We start from the raw sequence: 17916 nt of genomic DNA, 5'->3' as shown, positions 1-17916 counted from the left end.
TTTTTTCAACAAAAGCGGGGGCGATTGCCATGCTGCTCAACCTGTTCAATGAAATGCGCGCCGCCAAGGTTCCGGTGTCGGTGCGCGAACTGCTCGACCTGATCAACGCGCTGAAACAGCGCGTGACCTTCGCCGACATGGACGAGTTCTACTACCTCGCCCGGGCGATCCTGGTGAAGGACGAGCGGCATTTCGACAAATTCGACCGGGCTTTCGGCGCCTACTTCAATGGCCTGGAAAAACTCGATGACCATCTTCAGGCACTGATTCCCGAAGAATGGTTGCGCAAGGAGTTCGAACGCTCGCTGAGCGCCGAAGAGCGCGCGCAGATCCAGTCCCTCGGCGGCCTGGACAAGCTGATCGAGGAATTCAAGAAGCGCCTGGAAGAACAGAAGGAACGTCACGCCGGCGGCAACAAATGGATCGGCACCGGCGGCACCAGCCCGTTCGGCTCGGGCGGTTTCAACCCCGAGGGCATTCGTGTCGGCGACGCCGGCCAACGCCAGGGCAAAGCGGTCAAGGTCTGGGACCAGCGCGAGTACAAGAACCTCGACGACCAGGTCGAACTGGGCACGCGCAATATCAAGATCGCCTTGCGCCGCCTGCGCAAGTTCGCGCGCCAGGGTGCGGCGGAAGAGCTGGATATCGACGGCACCATCGACCACACCGCTCGCGACGCCGGCCTGTTGAATATCCAGATGCGCCCGGAGCGACGCAACACCATCAAGTTGCTGCTGTTGTTCGACATCGGCGGCTCGATGGACGCCCATGTGAAGATCTGCGAGGAATTGTTCTCGGCCTGCAAGACCGAGTTCAAGCACCTGGAGTACTTCTACTTCCACAACTTCATCTATGAATCGGTGTGGAAGAACAACCTGCGCCGGGGCTCGGAAAGCACTTCGACCCTGGACCTGTTGCACAAGTACGGAGCCGACTACAAAGTGATTTTCGTCGGCGATGCGGCCATGGCGCCGTATGAAATCACCCAGGCCGGCGGCAGTGTCGAGCACTGGAACGAAGAAGCCGGTTATGTGTGGATGCAGCGGGTCATGGCCAAGTACAAGAAGCTGATCTGGATCAACCCGTATCCGAAGGACACCTGGAACTACACCGCGTCGACCGGGATCGTTCGGGATCTGGTGGAGGATCAGATGTATCCGCTGACCTTGCGTGGGCTGGAAGAGGGGATGCGGTTTTTGTCCAAGTAGAACGATATCGCCTGGACTGACGCTTTCGCGGGCAAGCCCTGCTCCTACAAATTCATGTCGTATGCGAAATGTGTATTCGACACCGAACTGTAGGAGCAGGGCTCGCCCGCGAAGCTTTTGGGGCCTACGCGAACTTGCGCATAAACTCGACCTGCTGCCGATGCGCCGTCTCCTGCACCACCGGCGCCAGCCTGACCTCGCTCCCCGGCAGGCATTGCGCCAATCGCGCCAGCGACAATGGCGTCAACGCCCCCAGGCGTGGATAACCGCCAATGGTCTGCCGATCGTTGAGCAATACGATCGGCTGCCCATCCGGCGGCACCTGGATCGCCCCCAGGGGAATACCCTCGGAAATCATCGGCTCGCCCTGGTACTTCAACTCCGGCCCCAACAGCCGAATCCCCATGCGATCGGCGCGACTGTCCAGGGTCCAGACACTGTTGAATGCATCGAACAGACTTTGCCCGCTGAACTCACCGATCTGTGCCCCGAGCACCACCTGCAACGGCGCGCTGGAACTGAAATCCGGCACCTGCGCCCCCGACAATCCTCTCGGCGTAGACGCTTCCCCGCGATACTCCAAACGCCCACCTTTGGCCAAAGGCCGTCCCATACCATCCAGCCCACCGAGTTCCTCACGGACCACACAGGCAGCACTGCCAAGGACCTGGGGGGCGAGAAAACCGCCCGGCGCCGCCAGATAAGCCCGCGCCCCCGACAGCGGCTGCGTCAATTGCAGGCGCTGGCCTTTCCTCAAGACAAAACTGCACCAGGGCGCCAGTGCCTGATCGTCCACCCGCGCGCCAAGATCGGCACCGGCCAGGGCCAGGCAACAATCCTCTTCCGCCACCAGCGTCAGCCCGCCCAGGGTCACTTCCACCACGGCAGCGTCAGGCGCATTGCCCAGCAGATGGTTGGCCCAGAACATCGAGACCCAATCCAGCGCACCGCCCTGGGTCACGCCCAGATGACGCACGCCAAACCGCCCCGCATCCTGCAACAGGCACAGAGGCGTACTTGCCTCAATCGACAGATGGCTCATGCCAAGCCCTCCAGCGGCGTGTCATCGCCGCCCAACGTAATGAATTCAGCGTGATCGATCGCGGCAAAACGCACCGTATCGCCCGGCTGCATCAGGCTGTAGCCATCGCGCTCACGGTCGAACAGCTTGCTCGGCGTCCGCCCGATCAGGTTCCAGCCCCCCGGGGAAACCACCGGGTACGCCGCGGTCTGGCGCTCGGCAATGCCCACGCTCCCCGCCGCCACCCGCTTGCGCGGCGTGCTGATACGCGGCGCGGCCAGTCTTTCGTCGACCAATCCCATAAAGGCGAACCCCGGGGCAAAACCCAAGGCGAACACCTGGTACTCGCGCTCGCAGTGACGACGAATCACCTCGCTGACCGACCAGCCGCTGCGCTCGGCCAACAAGCCCAGTTCCGGGCCGACACTCGGGTCGTACCACACCGGCAACACATGGCATTGGCCGCCAGCACCGCTGCTCGGCGTCAGGTCGGTCAAGGCTTCGGCAATCAGTTCCCGGGCCTGGGACGGGCTCAAGGCCAGCAGGTCGTAATGCACCATCAAGGTCGTATAGGACGGCACCAGGTCGATCAGGTGCCCGGCAAATCCAGCCCGCAAACGCTCGCCGGCGGCGAGCATCCACGGCATGTTTTCCTCGGCGATCACCTCGAACAGCCGCACCATCAGACAGTCGATCCCGACCACTTCGATCCGTGGCTTCATACGGCGGACTGCCGATCCAGGGCCTCGCGGATACGCTGCACCGCAGCCACCGAACTGGCGTTGTCGCCGTGCACGCACAAGGTATTGGCGTGCAGGCGCAGCGAACTGCCATCGCTGGCGACAAGGTTGTCACCACGGGCGATGGTCAGGGCCTGCTCGACGATGCGTTCAGGCTCGTGGTGCACGGCACCGGGCAACTGCCGCGAGACCAGGCGCCCGGCGCTGTCGTAGGCGCGGTCGGCAAAGGCTTCGAACCACAGCTCGACGCCGTATTCATCACCCAGGGCCTGGGCCACGCTATTGTCGCGCATCGCCAGCAGCATCAGCGGCAGGTCCCCGCCGTAGGCGGCAATCGCCTGGATCACCGCCCGCAGTTGCTCGGGATTGGTCATCATGTCGTTGTACATCGCGCCGTGGGGCTTGACGTAACTCACCCGGGTACCCTGGGCCCGGCAGATACCGTCCAGCGCGCCGATCTGGTAATGCAGCAGATCCTGGATTTCCTGGGGGGTGCAGGCCATGGAGCGGCGACCGAACCCCACCAGATCCGGATAGGCCGGATGGGCGCCGATACGCACGTCGTTGGCCAGGGCCAAGGTTACCGTCTTGCGCATGATGCTCGGATCGCCCGCGTGATAACCGCAGGCCACATTGGCGCAATCGATAAACGGCATGACCTGCGCATCCAGGCCCATGGTCCAGTTGCCATAGCTTTCGCCGATATCGCAATTCAATAACAAGCGGCTCACGGTGGTTGCTCCTGTGGGCTTTTAACTTTTCTTAATATGGGACTTTTCGCAAATACCCACAGATTACTGCGCTTCGAGTTCCTTGCCACGGGTTTCCGGCAGGCTCAGGGCCGCTAGAATCACCACCCCGTAGGACACGGCGGCAAAAGCGCCGATCCCCAGGCTCAAGGAGACTTTCTGGCTGAGCAGGCCGATCAGCAGCGGAAAAAACGCCGCCAACGCCCGCCCGATGTTGTAGCAAAAACCTTGGCCCGAACCGCGAATCCGCGTCGGGAACAGCTCGGTGAGAAACGCGCCCATGCCACTGAAAATCCCCGAGGCAAAAAAGCCCAGGGGCAAGCCCAGCCAGAGCATGACCTCGTTGCTGACCTGCAACTGGGTGTACAAGAGCACGATGATGAAGGAGCCGACGGCGAACAGGATGAAGTTCTTCTTGCGCCCCAGCAGATCGGTCAGGTACGCGCTGATCACATAACCGATGTAGGAACCGGCGATCACCATGGCCAGGTAACCGCCCGTGCCGAGTACGCTCAAGCCACGTTCGTTCTTCAGAAAGGTCGGCAACCAGGACGTGATGGCGTAGTAACCGCCCAGCGCGCCGGTGGTCAGCAAGGAGGCCCGCAAAGTGGTGCTGAGCATGCCCGGGGCAAAGATCTCGTAGAAATGCGTCGGGTTGCTCGGGGCTTCCTGGCTCTTGGCCTGGCGATAGACCTCCGGGTCCTTGACCAGGCGGCGAACGAAAATCACAAAGATCGCTGGCACGATGCCCAACACGAACAGGGCGCGCCAGGCGTCATCGGGTGGCAACAGCGAAAACAGCAACGCATAGAGGATCGCGGTCAAACCCCAGCCCAGGGCCCAGCCCGATTGCACCATGCCGACCGCCTTGCCGCGATCCTTGGCGCGAATCACCTCGCCCATCAACACCGCACCGGCGGTCCACTCGCCACCGAAACCGAAGCCCATCAAGGTCCGGGCCACCAGCAACTGGTGGTAGTTCTGGGCGAAGCCACAGAGAAAGGTGAACACGGCGAACCAGAGCACCGTCAGTTGCAGGGTGCGTACGCGGCCGATGCGGTCGGAGAGAATCCCGGCGATCCAGCCGCCGAGGGCCGAGGCGATCAGGGTGCTGGTGGAAATCAGCCCGGCCTGGCCGGTGGTGAGGCCCCAGAGGGCGATCAGCGTCGGGATGACGAAACTGAGCATCTGGGTGTCCATGCCATCCAGGCCGTAACCGATCTTGCAACTCCAGAACGTACGACGCTCCTGCTGATCGAGGTTGCGATACCAGGTGAAAGGACCGGGTGGGCCCTCGGCTTGGGTGACATCCAGCGAGCCTGGCGTAGTCATGGGGGGAAGTTCTCCGCATAAAACTTATTGGTATTGTTCTGGCGACCAGCGGGGCATAGGCTTATCGTGCTTGACCGGTCGAAGGTCATTTTTCGTTGGCCGTGCCCTCTGCGTCCAACTAATAAAAGTCCTGCCCAGGCATAAGAAAAAGTTGATTGCATGAACCTCAAATTTCTCGAGACCTTCGTCTGGGTTGCACGACTGAAGAGTTTTCGCCTGACGGCGGACAAGCTCTTCACCACCCAGGCGTCCATTTCCAGCCGTATCGCGGTGCTCGAAGGCGAGCTCGGGGTGAAGTTGTTCCTGCGTGATTCCCGCGGCGTCAGCCTGACTCCCGAAGGGCTCAAGGTGCTCGACTATGCCGAGCAGATGATGGACACCATGCAGGCCCTCAAGCATGCCATCGAGATCAGTTCGACCAAGGTCGGACGCCTGCGCATCGGGGTGATGGACACGGTCATCCATACCTGGCTCAGCCCGTTGGTGGCACAGATGTCGGATCGTTTCCCGCTGGTGGAAATCGAGCTGGTGGCGGATACCGCGCTGAACCTCTGCGATCAGCTGCAAAAAGGCTTTCTCGACCTGGTGCTGCAAACCGACCTGCTGCGCCAGGAGTCGATTCGCAGCCTGAAACTGATCAGCCACCCGATGGGCTGGGTGGTGGCCAGCAACTCGATCTATAACCGTGAATATACGAGCCTGGCCGAGATCGCCCGGGAGCGCATCGTGACCTTCTCGAAAAACTCGCGGCCGCACCAGGAGATTCTCGGCCTGATGCAGGTCCATGGCGTGCCGACGCCGCGGCTGAACTGCGTGAACTCGGTGTCGGCGATTACCCGGCTACTGCGCGATGGTTTCGGTATCGGCGCCCTGCCGTCGGTGCTGGTGCGCGAAGAACTGATGCGCGGCGAGTTGACCTTGCTGGCCCTCGACGTCCGCCCGCCGAACCTCGAAGTGGTGGTGTCCTGGCGGGTCGGTGTCGAGCTGGTGGAGGAGATTGTCGCGCTGTGCCAGGAAGTCTTGCACAGCTATGCGGACAAGATGGGCGAGGAGTATGTGGTCCTGAGCAAGCCCGCCCTCCCCGGTCAATAACCCCGTTCGCGCCGCGCCAGGCGTTCGCGCTGGCGCTTGCCGCCCAGCACCACCCAGTCCACCAGGCGGAAGAAGCCTTCGATCACGAACGAGAACAGCAGCGCCGCGCCCATCGCCCAGCCGATCGCCTCGGGCGACAGCAGGACCTGGTAGGTGTAGCCCTGCAAGGTTTCCTCGCGAATCGCCGGATCGGCCGCATACGCCACCTGCAACGCGCGTTTGTACCAGGGCCCCTGCATCGCCTGGAACTGGTCGTCCAGCAGACGCTGGCGGGTGAGCAAGGTGCCAAGGCTGTCGGCATCGCTGCGGAACACCGGGTCGTCACTGGCGCGATAATGCGCCACCAGGGCCTGCAGATCGCCATTGAAGAACTGCTCGGCAGTCTTCTGGAAACCCTGGAGGCCGGTCTGCGCTTCAATCAGATGCGCTTCGACCCGCTTGGCGTAGTCATTGATAAAACCCGGTACCTGGACACCGAGCAACAGCCCCAGGGTAAACAGAATCAGCCGCAGGTAACTCAACCACATAACGGACTTCCTTATTCGGTTTGGCCCTGGCTGACGCATTCACCGCGCCGCCACAGACTCCATTGGCCCGGTTCGTAGCGGGTCCAGGTTTCGTTTTCGGTCAAAGGTTCGGTGGCAATCACCGTCACCACGTCATTGGGCGTGGTTTCGGCCTGGAAGTCGACGATCACGTCGACATCCTTCAAGCGTGCCGGGCCGAACGGCGCGCGCCGGGTGATCTGTGCCAGCTTGGTCGAGCAATAGCAGAACAGCCAGTCGCCGTCGCTGAGCAGGCAATTGAACACACCTTTGGAGCGGTATTCGGCACAGGCCTGGACCAGGGATGGCAGCAGCACTTCGATATCCACCGGCTCCGGAAAGGCCTGGCGCACGCGGTTGAGCAGGTCGCAGAAGGCCGCTTCGCTGTCGGTATCGCCTACAGGGCGGTAAAAGCTGGTCGGCGGCTGAAAGTCCGCCAACTGGCCGTTATGGGCGAAACACCAGTTGCGCCCCCACAGCTCACGGACAAAGGGATGGGTATTGGACAGGCAGACCTTGCCGACATTGGCCTGGCGGATATGCCCGATCACCACTTCGCTCTTGATCGGGTAACGCTGCACCAGGTTCGCGACCTCGGACTCACAGCTCGCCGCCGGGTCCTGGAACAGCCGCAAGCCACGGCCTTCGTAGAAGGCGATGCCCCAGCCGTCGCGATGGGGGCCGGTACGCCCCCCGCGCTGCATCAGGCCGGTAAAGCTGAAAACGATATCGGTCGGTACATTGGCGCTCATGCCCAACAATTCACACATGCTCGGACTCTCGCTTCAATGCAGTGACGCGCTTACAAACGCGGTTCGACCCGCGGGCGACCATTGCCACCGGTCGGCGGCTGACGGCCAAAACGCTCGTTGCGCTCGGCTGCGGTGAACGGTTGATCGTCCTCCTCGGGCTCGGCCGCCGGGGCCGTGCCGGCCGCAACGGGCTGCGGGCGACGGGCCTTGATGGAGCGCTCGATGGGCCAGCGGATCAGCGCGAAGAGCACATAAACGCCCACGGCGATCATCAGGTACATGAACAGATCGGAAACCGCGCGCCAGGCGTTGTTGCCGACCTTGAACATCAGGTCCAGGGCTGTAATAGCCACCGCCGGGGCGAATTTTTCCTTCACCGGGTCGATAATGGTCGGGCTGAACAGCAGCACCGCCATCACCACGCGCAGCGGCTCGCGCAGCCAGCGCCAGATCCAGCGGGTCAGGCGGAACCACACCAACAAGCAGCCCAAGGCGGCGAAGGCGTAGCAGCCCCAGGCGATCAGATAGTCGTTCTCGGTCATGGTGTCCATGGCAAGGCTGGCAAAGAGACGCTTATGATAACGGCTTTTCGCCGGTCCGGCTGCCCCGCCGTCAGCGATCCGCCAACAGAGAGTTGCCCATGTCCCTCGATAGCAGCGTCAACAGCGCCCCGATTGCCCGCCGCGACGCGGGCGCGGACCCTTACGCCTGGTTGCAGGAACGCGACAGCGATGCCGTGCTCGACTACCTCAAGGCCGAAAACAGCTACCAGGAAGCGCAACTGGCCGACCAGGGCAAACTGCGCGAAAGCCTGTTCGAGGAGATCAAGGCGCGGATTCTCGAAACCGACCTGTCCCTGCCCTCGCCCTGGGGGCCGTTCCTGTATTACACCCGCACCACCGCCGGTGACGAATACCCGCGGCACTACCGCTGCCCGCGTCCGGCCGATGACAGCCTGACCGTGGATGAAAACGCCGAAGCCCTGCTGCTCGACCCCAACGTGCTGGCGGCGGGCGGCTTCTTCTCCCTCGGCGCCTTCAGTATCAGCCCGGATCACCAACGCCTGGCCTACAGCCTCGACACCAGCGGCGAAGAGGTCTATCGCCTGTACGTCAAGGAACTCGACAGCGGCGCGCTCAGCGAGCTGCCGTTCGAGGACTGCGACGGCAGCATGACCTGGGCCAACGATAGCCAGACACTGTTTTTCGCCGAACTGGACGACACCCATCGCCCCCACAAGCTGTACCGCCACCGCCTCGGTGACAGCATGGCCGAGGAAGTCCTGCACGAAGCCGACGGGCGCTTCTTCCTGCACTGCTACCGCAGCAGTTCAGAACGCCAACTGGTGGTGCTGCTCAACAGCAAGACCACCAGCGAAGCCTGGGCCCTGGACGCCGACACCCCGACCCAGGCCTTTACCTGCCTGGCACCACGGGTCGAAGGCCATGAATATTTCGTCGACCACGGCCAGTACCAGGAGCAGTGGAGCTGGTTTATCCGCAGCAACCAGGACGGCATCAACTACGCCCTGTTCCACACCCCGGACCATGGCGTGCCGAGCCGTGACGACTGGCAATTGCTGGTACCCCACAACGACCAGGTGATGCTCGAAGGCCTGACCCTGAACGCCTCGGCCCTGTGCCTGAGCCTGCGCGAAGGCGGCTTGCCGATCATCGAAGTGCGGCCCCAGGGCCTGCCGAGCTATCGCGTGCAACTGCCGGATGCCGCCTACAGCCTCTACGTGCAGGACAGCCTGGAATTCACCAGCCAGACCATCCGCTTGCGTTACGAAGCCCTCAATCGTCCGGCCCAGATCCGCCAACTGACCCTGGCCAGCGGCGAACAGAACGTACTCAAGCAGACCCCGGTGCTGGGCGATTTCGACCCCGATGCCTATGTCAGCCAGCGCCTCTGGGCCACGGCCGCGGACGGCACCCAGGTGCCCATCAGCCTGGTGGTCAAGCGTGAACTGCAAGGCCAGGCCACCCCGCTCTATCTCTACGGCTACGGCGCCTACGGCGAAAGCCTCGACCCGTGGTTCTCCCACGCCCGCCTGAGCCTGCTGGAGCGCGGCATGGCCTTCGCCATCGCCCACGTGCGCGGCGGCGGTGAACTGGGCGAAGCCTGGTATCGCGCCGGCAAGCAGGCGCACAAGCAGAACACTTTCGACGACTTTATCGCCTGCGCCGAGCACCTGATCGCCAAGGGCCTGACCACCTCGAAACAGCTGGCCATCAGCGGCGGCAGTGCCGGCGGCCTGCTGATCGGTGCCGTGCTCAACCAGCGCCCGGAACTGTTCCAGGCGGCCATCGCCGAAGTGCCGTTCGTCGACGTGCTGAACACCATGCTCGACCCGGACCTGCCGCTGACCGTCACCGAATACGACGAATGGGGCAACCCCGAGGAACCCGAGGTGTATGCACGGATCAAGGCCTACGCGCCGTATGAAAACGTCCGCGCCCAGGCCTACCCGGCCGCGCTGGTGATCGCCGGCTACAACGACAGTCGCGTGCAGTACTGGGAAGCGGCCAAGTGGGTGGCGAAACTGCGCGCCACGAAAACCGACGAGCATCTACTCTTGCTCAAGACCGAACTGGACGCCGGCCATGGCGGCATGAGCGGCCGTTATCAGGGATTACGTGACGTAGCCCTCGAATACGCCTTTGTGTTCAAGGTTCTCGGCCTGGTTTGAGGAACTCTGCCCGGCACCCTTGTCTTAACACTGGGCCGCCGGGCTTCAATGCCCGCACAGAACAGGTAACAAGAAAAGACCGTGAGCCATGTCAGAACCGACCTTACTGAATAACGAAATCCGCGACATGTTGATGGACTGCGGTTTGTTCGCCAGCTTGCTGCCGGCGGACTTCCTCGCCGCTGCCGGCTACTTCAGCATCAGCAGCGTCGCCAAAGGCGAAGCCATCTTCAACGAGGGGGACGCCGGAACCTTCATGTGCATCATTCACTACGGCAGCGTGAACGTGCAGAAGAGCAACGCCGAGGGCCAACCCGTGGTGATTGCCACCTTGCGCGCCGGACGGGCCTTTGGCGAGATGGCGGTACTTGATGGTGAGCGGCGTTCAGCCAGTTGCGTGGCCGCCAGCGATTGCCAGTTGCTCAACCTGGGTAAGGACTCCCTGGAAAAGATGCTCAACGATGCGCCGAAGATCGCCGCCAAGATCATCCGGGCCATCGCCATTGCGCTGTCCAGGCGACTGCGCATGGCGGACGGCCAATTGCTCTCGCAACAGATCTAGCTGGAAGTTTCCTTCGCCTTATCGGCTTTGTCAGCCTTGTCCGTCTTGTCGTTCTGCTCCGGACCCGGCTGAGTCTGGTCCTTGGGCGGCTGCGGCAACTCGATGCTGGGCAGCGGCTCGCCGGGTTTGGGTGGCGTGCGCGGGGTGATCTGCGGGGACGGTGTCGGGGTGGCCGTGCTCGGCGCTCCCGGTTTCGGCGTGACCGGTACCGGCGAGAGATCCTCGGCCCGTACCGTGGTAATGGTGAGCGCGGTCAATGCAATGACCGCTACAATAGCGCGTTTCATCAATGGCTCCGTTGCCAGACTTCTCTGTCTGCCATCAGGCTACTCGCAACGCGGCTATTTTGCCCCTCCCAATGAGATATCCATGAAACGTTTCGTTCTGCTGGACACCGCTCCGATCCCTGAAAACGGCGGTGCCCTGTGCCTGTTCGAGTATGGCGAAGACTTCGTGATCAAGATCCAGGGCGGTGACGGCGGGCAATTGATGAACACCCGCATGCACGGTTCCGAAGATGCCCTGGCGGAAATTCCCTGCCGCAAGGTCGCCGGCCGGCCGCAATCGCGGGTGCTGATCGGCGGCCTCGGCATGGGCTTCACCTTGGCCTCTGCCCTCAAGCATCTGGGCAAGACCGCCGAAGTCGTGGTCGCGGAATTGGTGCCAGGCGTCGTCGAGTGGAACCGCGGTCCGCTGGGGGAAAAAGCCGGCCGGCCGCTGGATGATCCGCGCACGGTGATTCGCCTGGAAGACGTGGCCAAGGTCCTGCAGGCCGAGCCCAACGGCTTCGATGCGATCATGCTCGATGTCGACAACGGTCCCGAAGGCCTGACCCAGAGAGCCAACAGCTGGCTCTACTCCACCGGCGGCCTGAGCGCCTGTGCCAAGGCCCTGCGGCCCAAGGGCGTGCTGGCGGTGTGGTCGGCCAGTGCCGATAGCCATTTCTCCGACAAACTGCGCAAGGCCGGCTTCAAGGCCGAGGAAGTCCAGGTCTATGCCCACGGCAACAAGGGCACGCGCCACACCATCTGGATCGCCGAGAAGCTCAAGAACTGAGCTAAACTTTGCTGCATAACCGTCATTAACCTATTCAACAAGGTGAACCCATGAGTTCGGCCAACCCTCCCTCCCATACCGCCAAGCTGGACCGTATCCTGGCCGATGCGAAACGCGATAAAGAGATGGGCTATCGTGACAAGGCGCTGAAGATGTACCCGCATGTCTGCGGTCGCTGCGCCCGTGAATTTTCCGGCAAGCGCCTGAGCGAGCTCACCGTGCATCACCGCGACCACAACCATGACAACAACCCACAGGACGGTTCCAACTGGGAACTGCTGTGCCTGTTCTGTCATGACAACGAGCACTCGCGCTACACCGACCAGCAATACTTCGGCGACAGCTCCCTGAGCAGCCCGAAGATCGCCAAGGCCACCCACAACCCGTTCGCGGCGCTGGCCGGACTGATGAAAAAAGACGAGTAACGGCTACACGGTAAATCGCTGAACCAGCACGCTGAGATCGCCCCCCAGGCGCGACAGCTCGAGGCTCGCCGTCGCCGTGCGGGCACTCGACTGCGCCGACTCGTCGGCAATATCGCGCACGCGGGCCAGGTTGCCGCTGATCTGTTCGCAGGCACGGGTTTGCTGATCGGCGGCCGTGGCAATCTGCGAGTTCATCGACTGGATCAACGATGCCGACTGGCGAATCTCACTGAGCACGCCGCCGGCTTCACGGGCCAGGGCCACGCTGGACAGGCTCATGTCCTGGCTCTGGCGCATGATCGCCGTGGCCTGTTCGGTGCCGCCATGCAAGGCCGCGATCAATCCCTCGATCTCCTCGGTGGAGCGCTGGGTACGTTGAGCCAGCGCCCGCACTTCATCGGCGACCACCGCAAACCCTCGCCCCGCTTCACCTGCGCGCGCCGCTTCGATGGCCGCGTTGAGCGCCAGTAGATTGGTCTGCTCCGCCACCTCGCGAATCACCCCGAACACCCCGCCGATACGCTCACCGTCTTCACGCAAACGTTCCATTGCCAACGCCGAGCGATCGACATTGAGCACCAGGGCTTCAAAGTGCTCGATTGCCTGGGTTACCACGCGATTACCCTCGACGCTACGCCGCTCGGCCGCCTGCGCCGCCTCAGAGGCCTGCTGGGCATTACGGGCAATATGCTGGGCGCTGTCGACCATCTCGGTCATGGCGCCGGCGACCTCTTCGGTCTGCTGGCGCTGTTGTGACACTCCCGCACTGCTGTGGGCAGTGACCGTAGACAAGCCCTCGGCGGCCTGGGTCAGTTGGCGCGTGCCATCACCGATGCTGCCGATCAACTGGCGTAGATGCCCGGCCATTTCCCGCATGGCCGTCATCATCTGCCCCAGCTCGTCACGCCGGTGACTTTCCAGGTTACCGGTCAGGTCGCCCGAGGCGATCTGCCGTGCCAGGACCAGGGTCCGCTTGAGCGGCGGGACGATCTGCCGGGTCATGGCCCAGGCCGACAGCAAGCCCAGCAACAGCGCCAGCCCTCCCGCCAGCAACAACTCGCCACGGGCCATCCGTACATCGTGAGCGCGTCCCTGGAGTTGCAGTTGATAGACCGCCGCACTCAGTTGCTGCAAGTCACCCGCCTGCGCCAGCATCGCCTGTTTGGCCTGCTGGCTCTTGAGCACGCTGGCGCTGAAGTCCACGACCCGATCCTGGTAGCTCACCGCCGCCTGCAACGCTTCCAACAGCGGCGTCTGCAAGGCGTCACCCGGCAGTTGCCCGTACAAGTCGTTGCCCTGCACACGAATCCGGTCGGCCATCTGCGAAACGCGCAACTGCGCCTCGGGTTGCGGATCGGCGATGTACAAGCGCACCTGATCGCGCAATTGCGCCATCAGCCATTGCAGCTCGGCCACCGCCTGCGCCTGATCGATGGTGACCGCCGGATCGCTGCGCATCTGCTGGAACAGTTGGGTACGCAAACGCGTCAGTTGCTCGGCGATATTTTCCATCACCGGCACCATGGCCTTTTCCGCTTCGCGGGCCTGGCGTCGGGCCGCGACAAACTCGGCAAAACTCTGTTGATAAGCCCGGGCCACCTCACGGATGCGCGCGAGGGTCGTCTGTGCGTCGGTTTCCAGGCTCATCTGCAGCTTGTCGACGCCCGCATACAACACCTGCATCTGCGTGGAATAGGCATCGACCGCAGCGCCCTGCCCGGTGCGATCGAATTCGTTTTCCTGCAAGCGCACGGCGGCGATCTGCGTGTCCAGCGAGACACTGTCCACCAACGCCTCGCTGCGCATCGTCAGTTGCCCGATGCTGTACCAGGCAATCGCGCTCAACAGCGCCGTGAGCAGCAACACGATGCCAAAGCCCAGGGTCAACTTGCGACGTACCGAAGCGCCCATCAACCAGTCGGCGACCATAACGAACTCTCCTGTAAGGCCGTCAGCCGGCCGAGGCAATGCGCCAAACGCCTTGAGGCACGTTGAGATGGCTGGCATTCTAAATCGATCGATCTAAAACACAAGGCCAAGATTTTTTCCAACGGCTGTAATTTAAAGCCCTATACCTTCTCAACAGGGCAAAGTGCCAGTGTGTGCGACCTCCTCCTTCTTCCTGCACCGAGAACGCCGTCGATGAAGCTGAACCAATTGATTCAAAACCTGCTGGGCGCCCGCCAACCGGCTCAGGTTTCGCGTCCGGAGCAGGAGCTGCTGTCGAGCCTGCTGGTGATGGCCTGGGTGGTGGAGGCGCGGGATCCCTACACCGGCGGCCATCTGTGGCGTGTGGCACAGTTTTGCGAGCTGCTGGCGCAGAAAGCCGGCTTCGCGGCGGAGGAAGTGGCGCGGATCGCCCTGGGCGGTTTTGTCCATGACCTGGGCAAGGTCGGCATTCCCGACGCGGTGCTGCGCAAGGCGGGGCCCCTGAGCGACGAGGAATACGCCGTAATCAAGACCCACCCCGACATCGGTTATCGGTTGTTACATGCCCATCCCCTGGCCGCGCTGGTGGAGGACGCCGTGCGCCTGCACCACGAGATGCCCGATGGTCGGGGTTATCCACTGGGGCTCAAGGCCGGCGAGATTCCGCACCTGGCGAGCATTGTCGGTATCTGCGATGCCTTTGATGCCATGACCAGCACCCGCCCCTATCGCGCGGGCATGCCGCAGGCGCAGGCATTGCAGATCATCGGCAAGAACCTGGGGACCCAGTTCGACGCGCACTTCGGCGCCTTGTTTATCCAGTTGGGGGAGTCGGGTGTCTTGAGCCCGATCATCGGCCATACCGACCAGGGCATTCCCCTGCGGCACTGCGGCATGTGCGGGCCGACGGTGGTACTCAAGCGTGCACACCGCGCGGGCGATCATGTGTTCTGCGGCAATTGCGGCGCCGACTATCTGCTGCACCAGAAGACCCCGGACAGCGTGCTGGAACTGGAGGCCACTGGCGCTTCTGGCAGCGCGAAAGACCTCAGCCCCGAAGCCGACGTCGAGTTGATCGAGCGCCTGGTGCAACACCAATTCGTCCCAGTGCTGCGGGAGCATGCGGGCTCGCGCCCGCAGTAACCGGATTGGGCCTCAGGCGGCCGGGCCCTTGGCGGTCTGGCCGAAGAGGATTTTCTTGCCTTCTTCCGTCTCTGTGGCACGCCGCGAATACGGCTCACCCCGGGCATAGGCGCGCTGCGTCGCCGGACGCTGCTCGATAGCGTGGAGCCAACGGCTCAGATTCGGGAAGTCCTCGATGTTCTGCTGCTGGCGCTGCCATGGCACCACCCAGGGATAACAGGCGATGTCGGCAATCGAATAGTGCTCACCGGCAATGAACTCGCGCCCTTGCAACCGACGATCGAGCACCCCGTAGAGACGGTTGGTCTCATTGACATAACGGTTGATGGCGTAGGGTATTTTTTCCGGCGCATACAACCCGAAATGGTGATTCTGCCCGGCCATCGGCCCCAGGCCGCCCATCTGCCAGAACAGCCACTCGGTCACGGTCTTGCGGCCACGAACATCGGCGGGCAGGAACTGCCCGGTCTTTTCCGCCAGGTACAGCAGGATCGCCCCCGACTCGAACACCGTGATCGGCTCGCCGCCATCGGCGGGCGCGGTGTCGATGATCGCCGGCATGCGGTTGTTCGGCGAAAACGCCAGGAACTCCGGTTTGAACTGGTCGCCGGCGCCGATATCCACAGGATGGATACGGTACTCGAGACCGGCTTCCTCCAGGAACAGGGTGATCTTGTGGCCGTTTGGCGTAGCCCAGTAGTAGAGCTCAATCATTCGATTTCCCTCGTAGACACACTATTTCAATAATCCAAAGACCGGTCGCACCAGCCCTTCCAGCAATTCCCGCTCCGGCCTTGAGCGCGCCAGCACCCGCAGCCCCATCAGCACCGCCAGGCACATACGCGCCAGATCGTCCGCCGGCTGCAACGCATTGATGCTGCCCTGGGCCTGGCCGGCGCTGATACAGCGCCGGAAAAAGCCCTCCATGCCCTCCTGGACCGTGGCCAATACCGCCCTGAACTCCGGATCGTGGGGCGCCACCTCAAGGGCCGCGTTGACGATAAAACAGCCCTTGTGTTCGGGGTCGCTCAGGGACAGTTCGATGATCTCGTTGAAGAACGTCTGGATGGCTTCGCGGGGCGGCAGTTGCTGCTCCAGGCGTACGGAACGCTCGCAGAAGCCACGCTTGATGTAGTGATCAAGGGCCAGGGCGAAGAGTGCGCGCTTGTCACCGAAGGCGTTGTACAGGCTGGCCCCGGTGATCCCCATGGCCAGCGCCAGATCCCGTACGGAAGTAGCCTCGTAGCCCCGGGACCAGAAGCAGCGGATGGCTGCCTCCAGTGCACCGGCCTCGTCAAATTCTCTTGGTCGCGCCATAACTCACACATGGATTCAAATTGAAGTGGCGCAGATATTCGTTGAAACAAACGACGATTGCCACGCGCCCGGGTTTCGTCCTATTTTATAACACTCGATCCAAAACATCTGCCAGGACCTTTCGACATGATCCGTTTCTTTTTCCACCCGACGCCCAATCCGGCCAAAGTTGCCCTGTTTCTTGAAGAAACGGCGCTGCCCTACGAATTGGTTCCGGTCGATACCAGCAAGGGCGAACAGCACCGCCCGGAGTTCCTGGCGATCAACCCTAATGGCAAGGTTCCGGCGATTCTCGATACCGAGGGTCCGAACGGTAGTGAAGTGCGGGTCTTCGACTCGAACGCGATCCTGCTGTACCTGAGTGAAAAGACCGGGCTGCTCGGTGGTGAGCCTGGCGATCGGGGCGAACTGTTGTCGTGGATGATGTTTATCGGCACAGGCCTGGGGCCATTTTCCGGCCAGGCGGTGCACTTCCAGCACTCGGCCCCGGAAAGTATCCCTTACGCCATCAATCGTTATCGCCGTGAAGCCGAGCGGCATTATCGGGTACTGGACCGGCATCTGGCCGGGCGCAGCTATATCGTCGGTGACAGCTATACGATTGCCGATATCTCGGCCTGGGGCTGGATCGACCGGGCGGCGCGCGTGCTCAAAGGCGAGGAATCCCCCCTGGCGGCCTACCCCCATCTGTCGGCCTGGTTCCAGCGCATTGACGCTCGCCCGGCCGTGGCTCGCGCCCGTCAAGTGGGCAAGAGCCATGCTTTCAAGCAGGTCAACGACGAGCAAACCCGCCGGGCGCTATTCCCTTCGAACTATCCCGACACCACGAGCTGATGGAGATGCCGGTATAATCGCGTCTTTTTCCTGGAAGGCACCCGGCTCGTGGCAAACAAAAGGTACAGCTGCATTGGTTTGTATAACCCCAAGTCACCGGAGAACGTCGGCTCGGTGATGCGTGCGGCTGGCTGTTACGGCGTGGCTTCGGTGTTCTACACCGGCAAGCGCTACGAGCGGGCACGGGACTTTGTCACCGACACCAAGAAAGTCCACCAGGACATTCCGCTGATCGGCATCGATGACCTGAAGAAAATCCTGCCCCTGGGCTGCGTGCCGGTGGCCGTCGAACTGGTGGAGGGTGCGCGCTCGCTGCCCGAATACACTCATCCGGATCGGGCGCTGTATATCTTCGGTCCGGAAGACGGCTCGCTGGACAAGGACATCCGCGACTGGTGCGAGGACGTGGTGTATATCCCGACCACCGGCTGCATGAACCTGGCGGCGACGGTCAACGTGGTGCTGTACGACCGTTTGGCCAAGGGCAACAACACCCGTTCCGGTCCGAAGTTCTAGGTT

The 17916-nt window shown here is 62.5% G+C and carries 20 protein-coding genes and 1 pseudogene; 9 read left to right on the top strand and 12 right to left on the bottom strand.

Annotated features, from left to right (window positions below; translation table 11 throughout):
• Positions 1-29: 29 nt before the first annotated feature.
• On the top strand, positions 30-1208 hold the full coding sequence (locus CWE01_RS02300) for a VWA domain-containing protein (RefSeq protein ID WP_100938899.1): 1179 nt from the start codon (positions 30-32) through the stop codon (positions 1206-1208).
• A 124-nt stretch (positions 1209-1332) separates the two neighbouring features.
• Here CWE01_RS02300 and CWE01_RS02295 read toward each other — a convergent pair whose 3' ends face one another.
• The 4 genes from CWE01_RS02295 to CWE01_RS02280 form a co-directional block, all read right to left on the bottom strand.
• Positions 1333-2250: a biotin-dependent carboxyltransferase family protein gene (locus tag CWE01_RS02295; protein WP_100938898.1), complete on the bottom strand. Its 918-nt coding sequence runs from the start codon at positions 2248-2250 to the stop codon at positions 1333-1335.
• Positions 2247-2951, bottom strand: coding sequence for an allophanate hydrolase subunit 1 (locus tag CWE01_RS02290; protein WP_100938897.1), 705 nt, complete (start codon positions 2949-2951; stop codon positions 2247-2249). Before CWE01_RS02290 ends, CWE01_RS02295 begins: the two co-directional genes overlap by 4 nt.
• On the bottom strand, positions 2948-3700 hold the full coding sequence (locus tag CWE01_RS02285) for a 5-oxoprolinase subunit PxpA (protein WP_100938896.1): 753 nt from the start codon (positions 3698-3700) through the stop codon (positions 2948-2950). The genes CWE01_RS02290 and CWE01_RS02285 overlap by 4 nt, the downstream gene beginning before the upstream one ends.
• A 63-nt stretch (positions 3701-3763) precedes the next feature.
• Positions 3764-5050, bottom strand: coding sequence for an MFS transporter (locus tag CWE01_RS02280; RefSeq protein WP_100938895.1), 1287 nt, complete (start codon positions 5048-5050; stop codon positions 3764-3766).
• Between the two features lie 159 nt (positions 5051-5209).
• Here CWE01_RS02280 and CWE01_RS02275 point away from each other — a divergent pair, with 159 nt between their 5' ends.
• Entirely contained in the window at positions 5210-6142 is a 933-nt protein-coding gene (locus CWE01_RS02275) for a LysR family transcriptional regulator (protein WP_100938894.1), read from the top strand.
• Here CWE01_RS02275 and CWE01_RS02270 read toward each other — a convergent pair.
• Genes CWE01_RS02270 through CWE01_RS02260 form a run of 3 tightly spaced genes read right to left on the bottom strand, consistent with a single transcriptional unit; the run spans position 6136 to position 8059 of the window.
• The gene (locus CWE01_RS02270) at positions 6136-6669 is read right to left on the bottom strand and encodes a DUF2937 family protein (RefSeq protein ID WP_100938893.1); all 534 of its coding nucleotides are present in this window, start codon (positions 6667-6669) and stop codon (positions 6136-6138) included. The two genes, CWE01_RS02275 and CWE01_RS02270, sit on opposite strands and share 7 nt — an antisense overlap.
• An 11-nt stretch (positions 6670-6680) precedes the next feature.
• Positions 6681-7457, bottom strand: coding sequence for a class II glutamine amidotransferase (locus CWE01_RS02265; protein ID WP_100938892.1), 777 nt, complete (start codon positions 7455-7457; stop codon positions 6681-6683).
• Between the two features lie 32 nt (positions 7458-7489).
• Positions 7490-8059 carry an MFS transporter gene (locus CWE01_RS02260; RefSeq protein WP_100938891.1) on the bottom strand — a complete coding sequence of 190 codons (570 nt, stop codon included), beginning with the start codon at positions 8057-8059 and terminating at the stop codon, positions 7490-7492.
• Between the two features lie 20 nt (positions 8060-8079).
• On the opposite strand from CWE01_RS02260, the gene CWE01_RS02255 reads away from it, so the two are divergent.
• Positions 8080-10131 carry a S9 family peptidase gene (locus CWE01_RS02255; protein WP_100938890.1) on the top strand — a complete coding sequence of 684 codons (2052 nt, stop codon included), beginning with the start codon at positions 8080-8082 and terminating at the stop codon, positions 10129-10131.
• Positions 10132-10219: 88 nt separating this feature from the next.
• A complete protein-coding gene (locus CWE01_RS02250) occupies positions 10220-10693 on the top strand; it encodes a cyclic nucleotide-binding domain-containing protein (RefSeq protein ID WP_100938889.1) in 474 nt (157 codons plus the stop codon).
• On the opposite strand, the gene CWE01_RS02245 is transcribed toward CWE01_RS02250, so the two are convergent.
• Complete coding sequence (locus tag CWE01_RS02245; RefSeq protein ID WP_100938888.1) at positions 10690-10980, bottom strand: hypothetical protein; 291 nt, start codon at positions 10978-10980, stop codon at positions 10690-10692. The genes CWE01_RS02250 and CWE01_RS02245 overlap by 4 nt on opposite strands.
• A gap of 82 nt (positions 10981-11062) precedes the next feature.
• On the opposite strand from CWE01_RS02245, the gene CWE01_RS02240 reads away from it, so the two are divergent.
• Entirely contained in the window at positions 11063-11749 is a 687-nt protein-coding gene (locus CWE01_RS02240; RefSeq protein WP_100938887.1) for a spermidine synthase, read from the top strand.
• A gap of 50 nt (positions 11750-11799) precedes the next feature.
• On the top strand, positions 11800-12174 hold the full coding sequence (locus CWE01_RS02235; RefSeq protein ID WP_017124556.1) for a YajD family HNH nuclease: 375 nt from the start codon (positions 11800-11802) through the stop codon (positions 12172-12174).
• A gap of 3 nt (positions 12175-12177) precedes the next feature.
• Here the strand turns inward: CWE01_RS02235 and CWE01_RS34135 are convergent, their stop codons facing one another.
• Positions 12178-12891: a methyl-accepting chemotaxis protein gene (locus CWE01_RS34135; protein WP_371315493.1), complete on the bottom strand. Its 714-nt coding sequence runs from the start codon at positions 12889-12891 to the stop codon at positions 12178-12180.
• Positions 12892-13032: 141 nt separating this feature from the next.
• Positions 13033-14085 (bottom strand): annotated as a pseudogene (locus CWE01_RS34130) (methyl-accepting chemotaxis protein); the annotation flags it as partial.
• A gap of 231 nt (positions 14086-14316) precedes the next feature.
• Between CWE01_RS34130 and CWE01_RS02225 the strand changes: the two are divergent.
• On the top strand, positions 14317-15246 hold the full coding sequence (locus CWE01_RS02225; RefSeq protein ID WP_100938885.1) for an HD-GYP domain-containing protein: 930 nt from the start codon (positions 14317-14319) through the stop codon (positions 15244-15246).
• Positions 15247-15258: 12 nt separating this feature from the next.
• Here CWE01_RS02225 and CWE01_RS02220 read toward each other — a convergent pair whose 3' ends face one another.
• Together CWE01_RS02220 and CWE01_RS02215 are read right to left on the bottom strand one after the other, a co-directional pair.
• Positions 15259-15960, bottom strand: coding sequence for a glutathione binding-like protein (locus tag CWE01_RS02220; RefSeq protein ID WP_100938884.1), 702 nt, complete (start codon positions 15958-15960; stop codon positions 15259-15261).
• 21 nt (positions 15961-15981) lie between these two features.
• Entirely contained in the window at positions 15982-16563 is a 582-nt protein-coding gene (locus CWE01_RS02215) for a TetR/AcrR family transcriptional regulator (RefSeq protein ID WP_100938883.1), read from the bottom strand.
• Between the two features lie 126 nt (positions 16564-16689).
• Here CWE01_RS02215 and CWE01_RS02210 point away from each other — a divergent pair, with 126 nt between their 5' ends.
• Positions 16690-17397 (top strand): glutathione S-transferase family protein, encoded by a 708-nt coding sequence (locus CWE01_RS02210; RefSeq protein ID WP_100938882.1) that lies wholly within the window; start codon positions 16690-16692, stop codon positions 17395-17397.
• Positions 17398-17445: 48 nt separating this feature from the next.
• Positions 17446-17913 (top strand): RNA methyltransferase, encoded by a 468-nt coding sequence (locus CWE01_RS02205; protein WP_007926908.1) that lies wholly within the window; start codon positions 17446-17448, stop codon positions 17911-17913.
• The last annotated feature ends 3 nt before the right edge of the window (positions 17914-17916 follow it).

The sequence above is a fragment of the Pseudomonas sp. QS1027 genome (genome assembly GCF_002814235.1).
Taxonomy (GTDB): Bacteria; Pseudomonadota; Gammaproteobacteria; order Pseudomonadales; family Pseudomonadaceae; genus Aquipseudomonas.
The sequence above is the reverse complement of the archived record's forward strand: the minus strand, read 5'-3'. Positions and strand labels throughout refer to the sequence as shown.

Bases quoted from the DNA above. Each gene is read 5' to 3' on its own strand.
- CWE01_RS02300 (WP_100938899.1), top strand. From the start codon at position 30: ATGCTGCTCAACCTGTTCAATGAAATGCGCGCCGCCAAGGTTCCGGTG.
- CWE01_RS02295 (WP_100938898.1), bottom strand. From the start codon at position 2,250: ATGAGCCATCTGTCGATTGAGGCAAGTACGCCTCTGTGCCTGTTGCAG.
- CWE01_RS02290 (WP_100938897.1), bottom strand. From the start codon at position 2,951: ATGAAGCCACGGATCGAAGTGGTCGGGATCGACTGTCTGATGGTGCGG.
- CWE01_RS02280 (WP_100938895.1), bottom strand. From the start codon at position 5,050: ATGACTACGCCAGGCTCGCTGGATGTCACCCAAGCCGAGGGCCCACCC.
- CWE01_RS02275 (WP_100938894.1), top strand. From the start codon at position 5,210: ATGAACCTCAAATTTCTCGAGACCTTCGTCTGGGTTGCACGACTGAAG.
- CWE01_RS02270 (WP_100938893.1), bottom strand. From the start codon at position 6,669: ATGTGGTTGAGTTACCTGCGGCTGATTCTGTTTACCCTGGGGCTGTTG.
- CWE01_RS02265 (WP_100938892.1), bottom strand. From the start codon at position 7,457: ATGTGTGAATTGTTGGGCATGAGCGCCAATGTACCGACCGATATCGTT.
- CWE01_RS02255 (WP_100938890.1), top strand. From the start codon at position 8,080: ATGTCCCTCGATAGCAGCGTCAACAGCGCCCCGATTGCCCGCCGCGAC.
- CWE01_RS02250 (WP_100938889.1), top strand. From the start codon at position 10,220: ATGTCAGAACCGACCTTACTGAATAACGAAATCCGCGACATGTTGATG.
- CWE01_RS02245 (WP_100938888.1), bottom strand. From the start codon at position 10,980: ATGAAACGCGCTATTGTAGCGGTCATTGCATTGACCGCGCTCACCATT.
- CWE01_RS02240 (WP_100938887.1), top strand. From the start codon at position 11,063: ATGAAACGTTTCGTTCTGCTGGACACCGCTCCGATCCCTGAAAACGGC.
- CWE01_RS02235 (WP_017124556.1), top strand. From the start codon at position 11,800: ATGAGTTCGGCCAACCCTCCCTCCCATACCGCCAAGCTGGACCGTATC.
- CWE01_RS34135 (WP_371315493.1), bottom strand. From the start codon at position 12,891: ATGACCGAGATGGTCGACAGCGCCCAGCATATTGCCCGTAATGCCCAG.
- CWE01_RS02225 (WP_100938885.1), top strand. From the start codon at position 14,317: ATGAAGCTGAACCAATTGATTCAAAACCTGCTGGGCGCCCGCCAACCG.
- CWE01_RS02220 (WP_100938884.1), bottom strand. From the start codon at position 15,960: ATGATTGAGCTCTACTACTGGGCTACGCCAAACGGCCACAAGATCACC.
- CWE01_RS02215 (WP_100938883.1), bottom strand. From the start codon at position 16,563: ATGGCGCGACCAAGAGAATTTGACGAGGCCGGTGCACTGGAGGCAGCC.
- CWE01_RS02210 (WP_100938882.1), top strand. From the start codon at position 16,690: ATGATCCGTTTCTTTTTCCACCCGACGCCCAATCCGGCCAAAGTTGCC.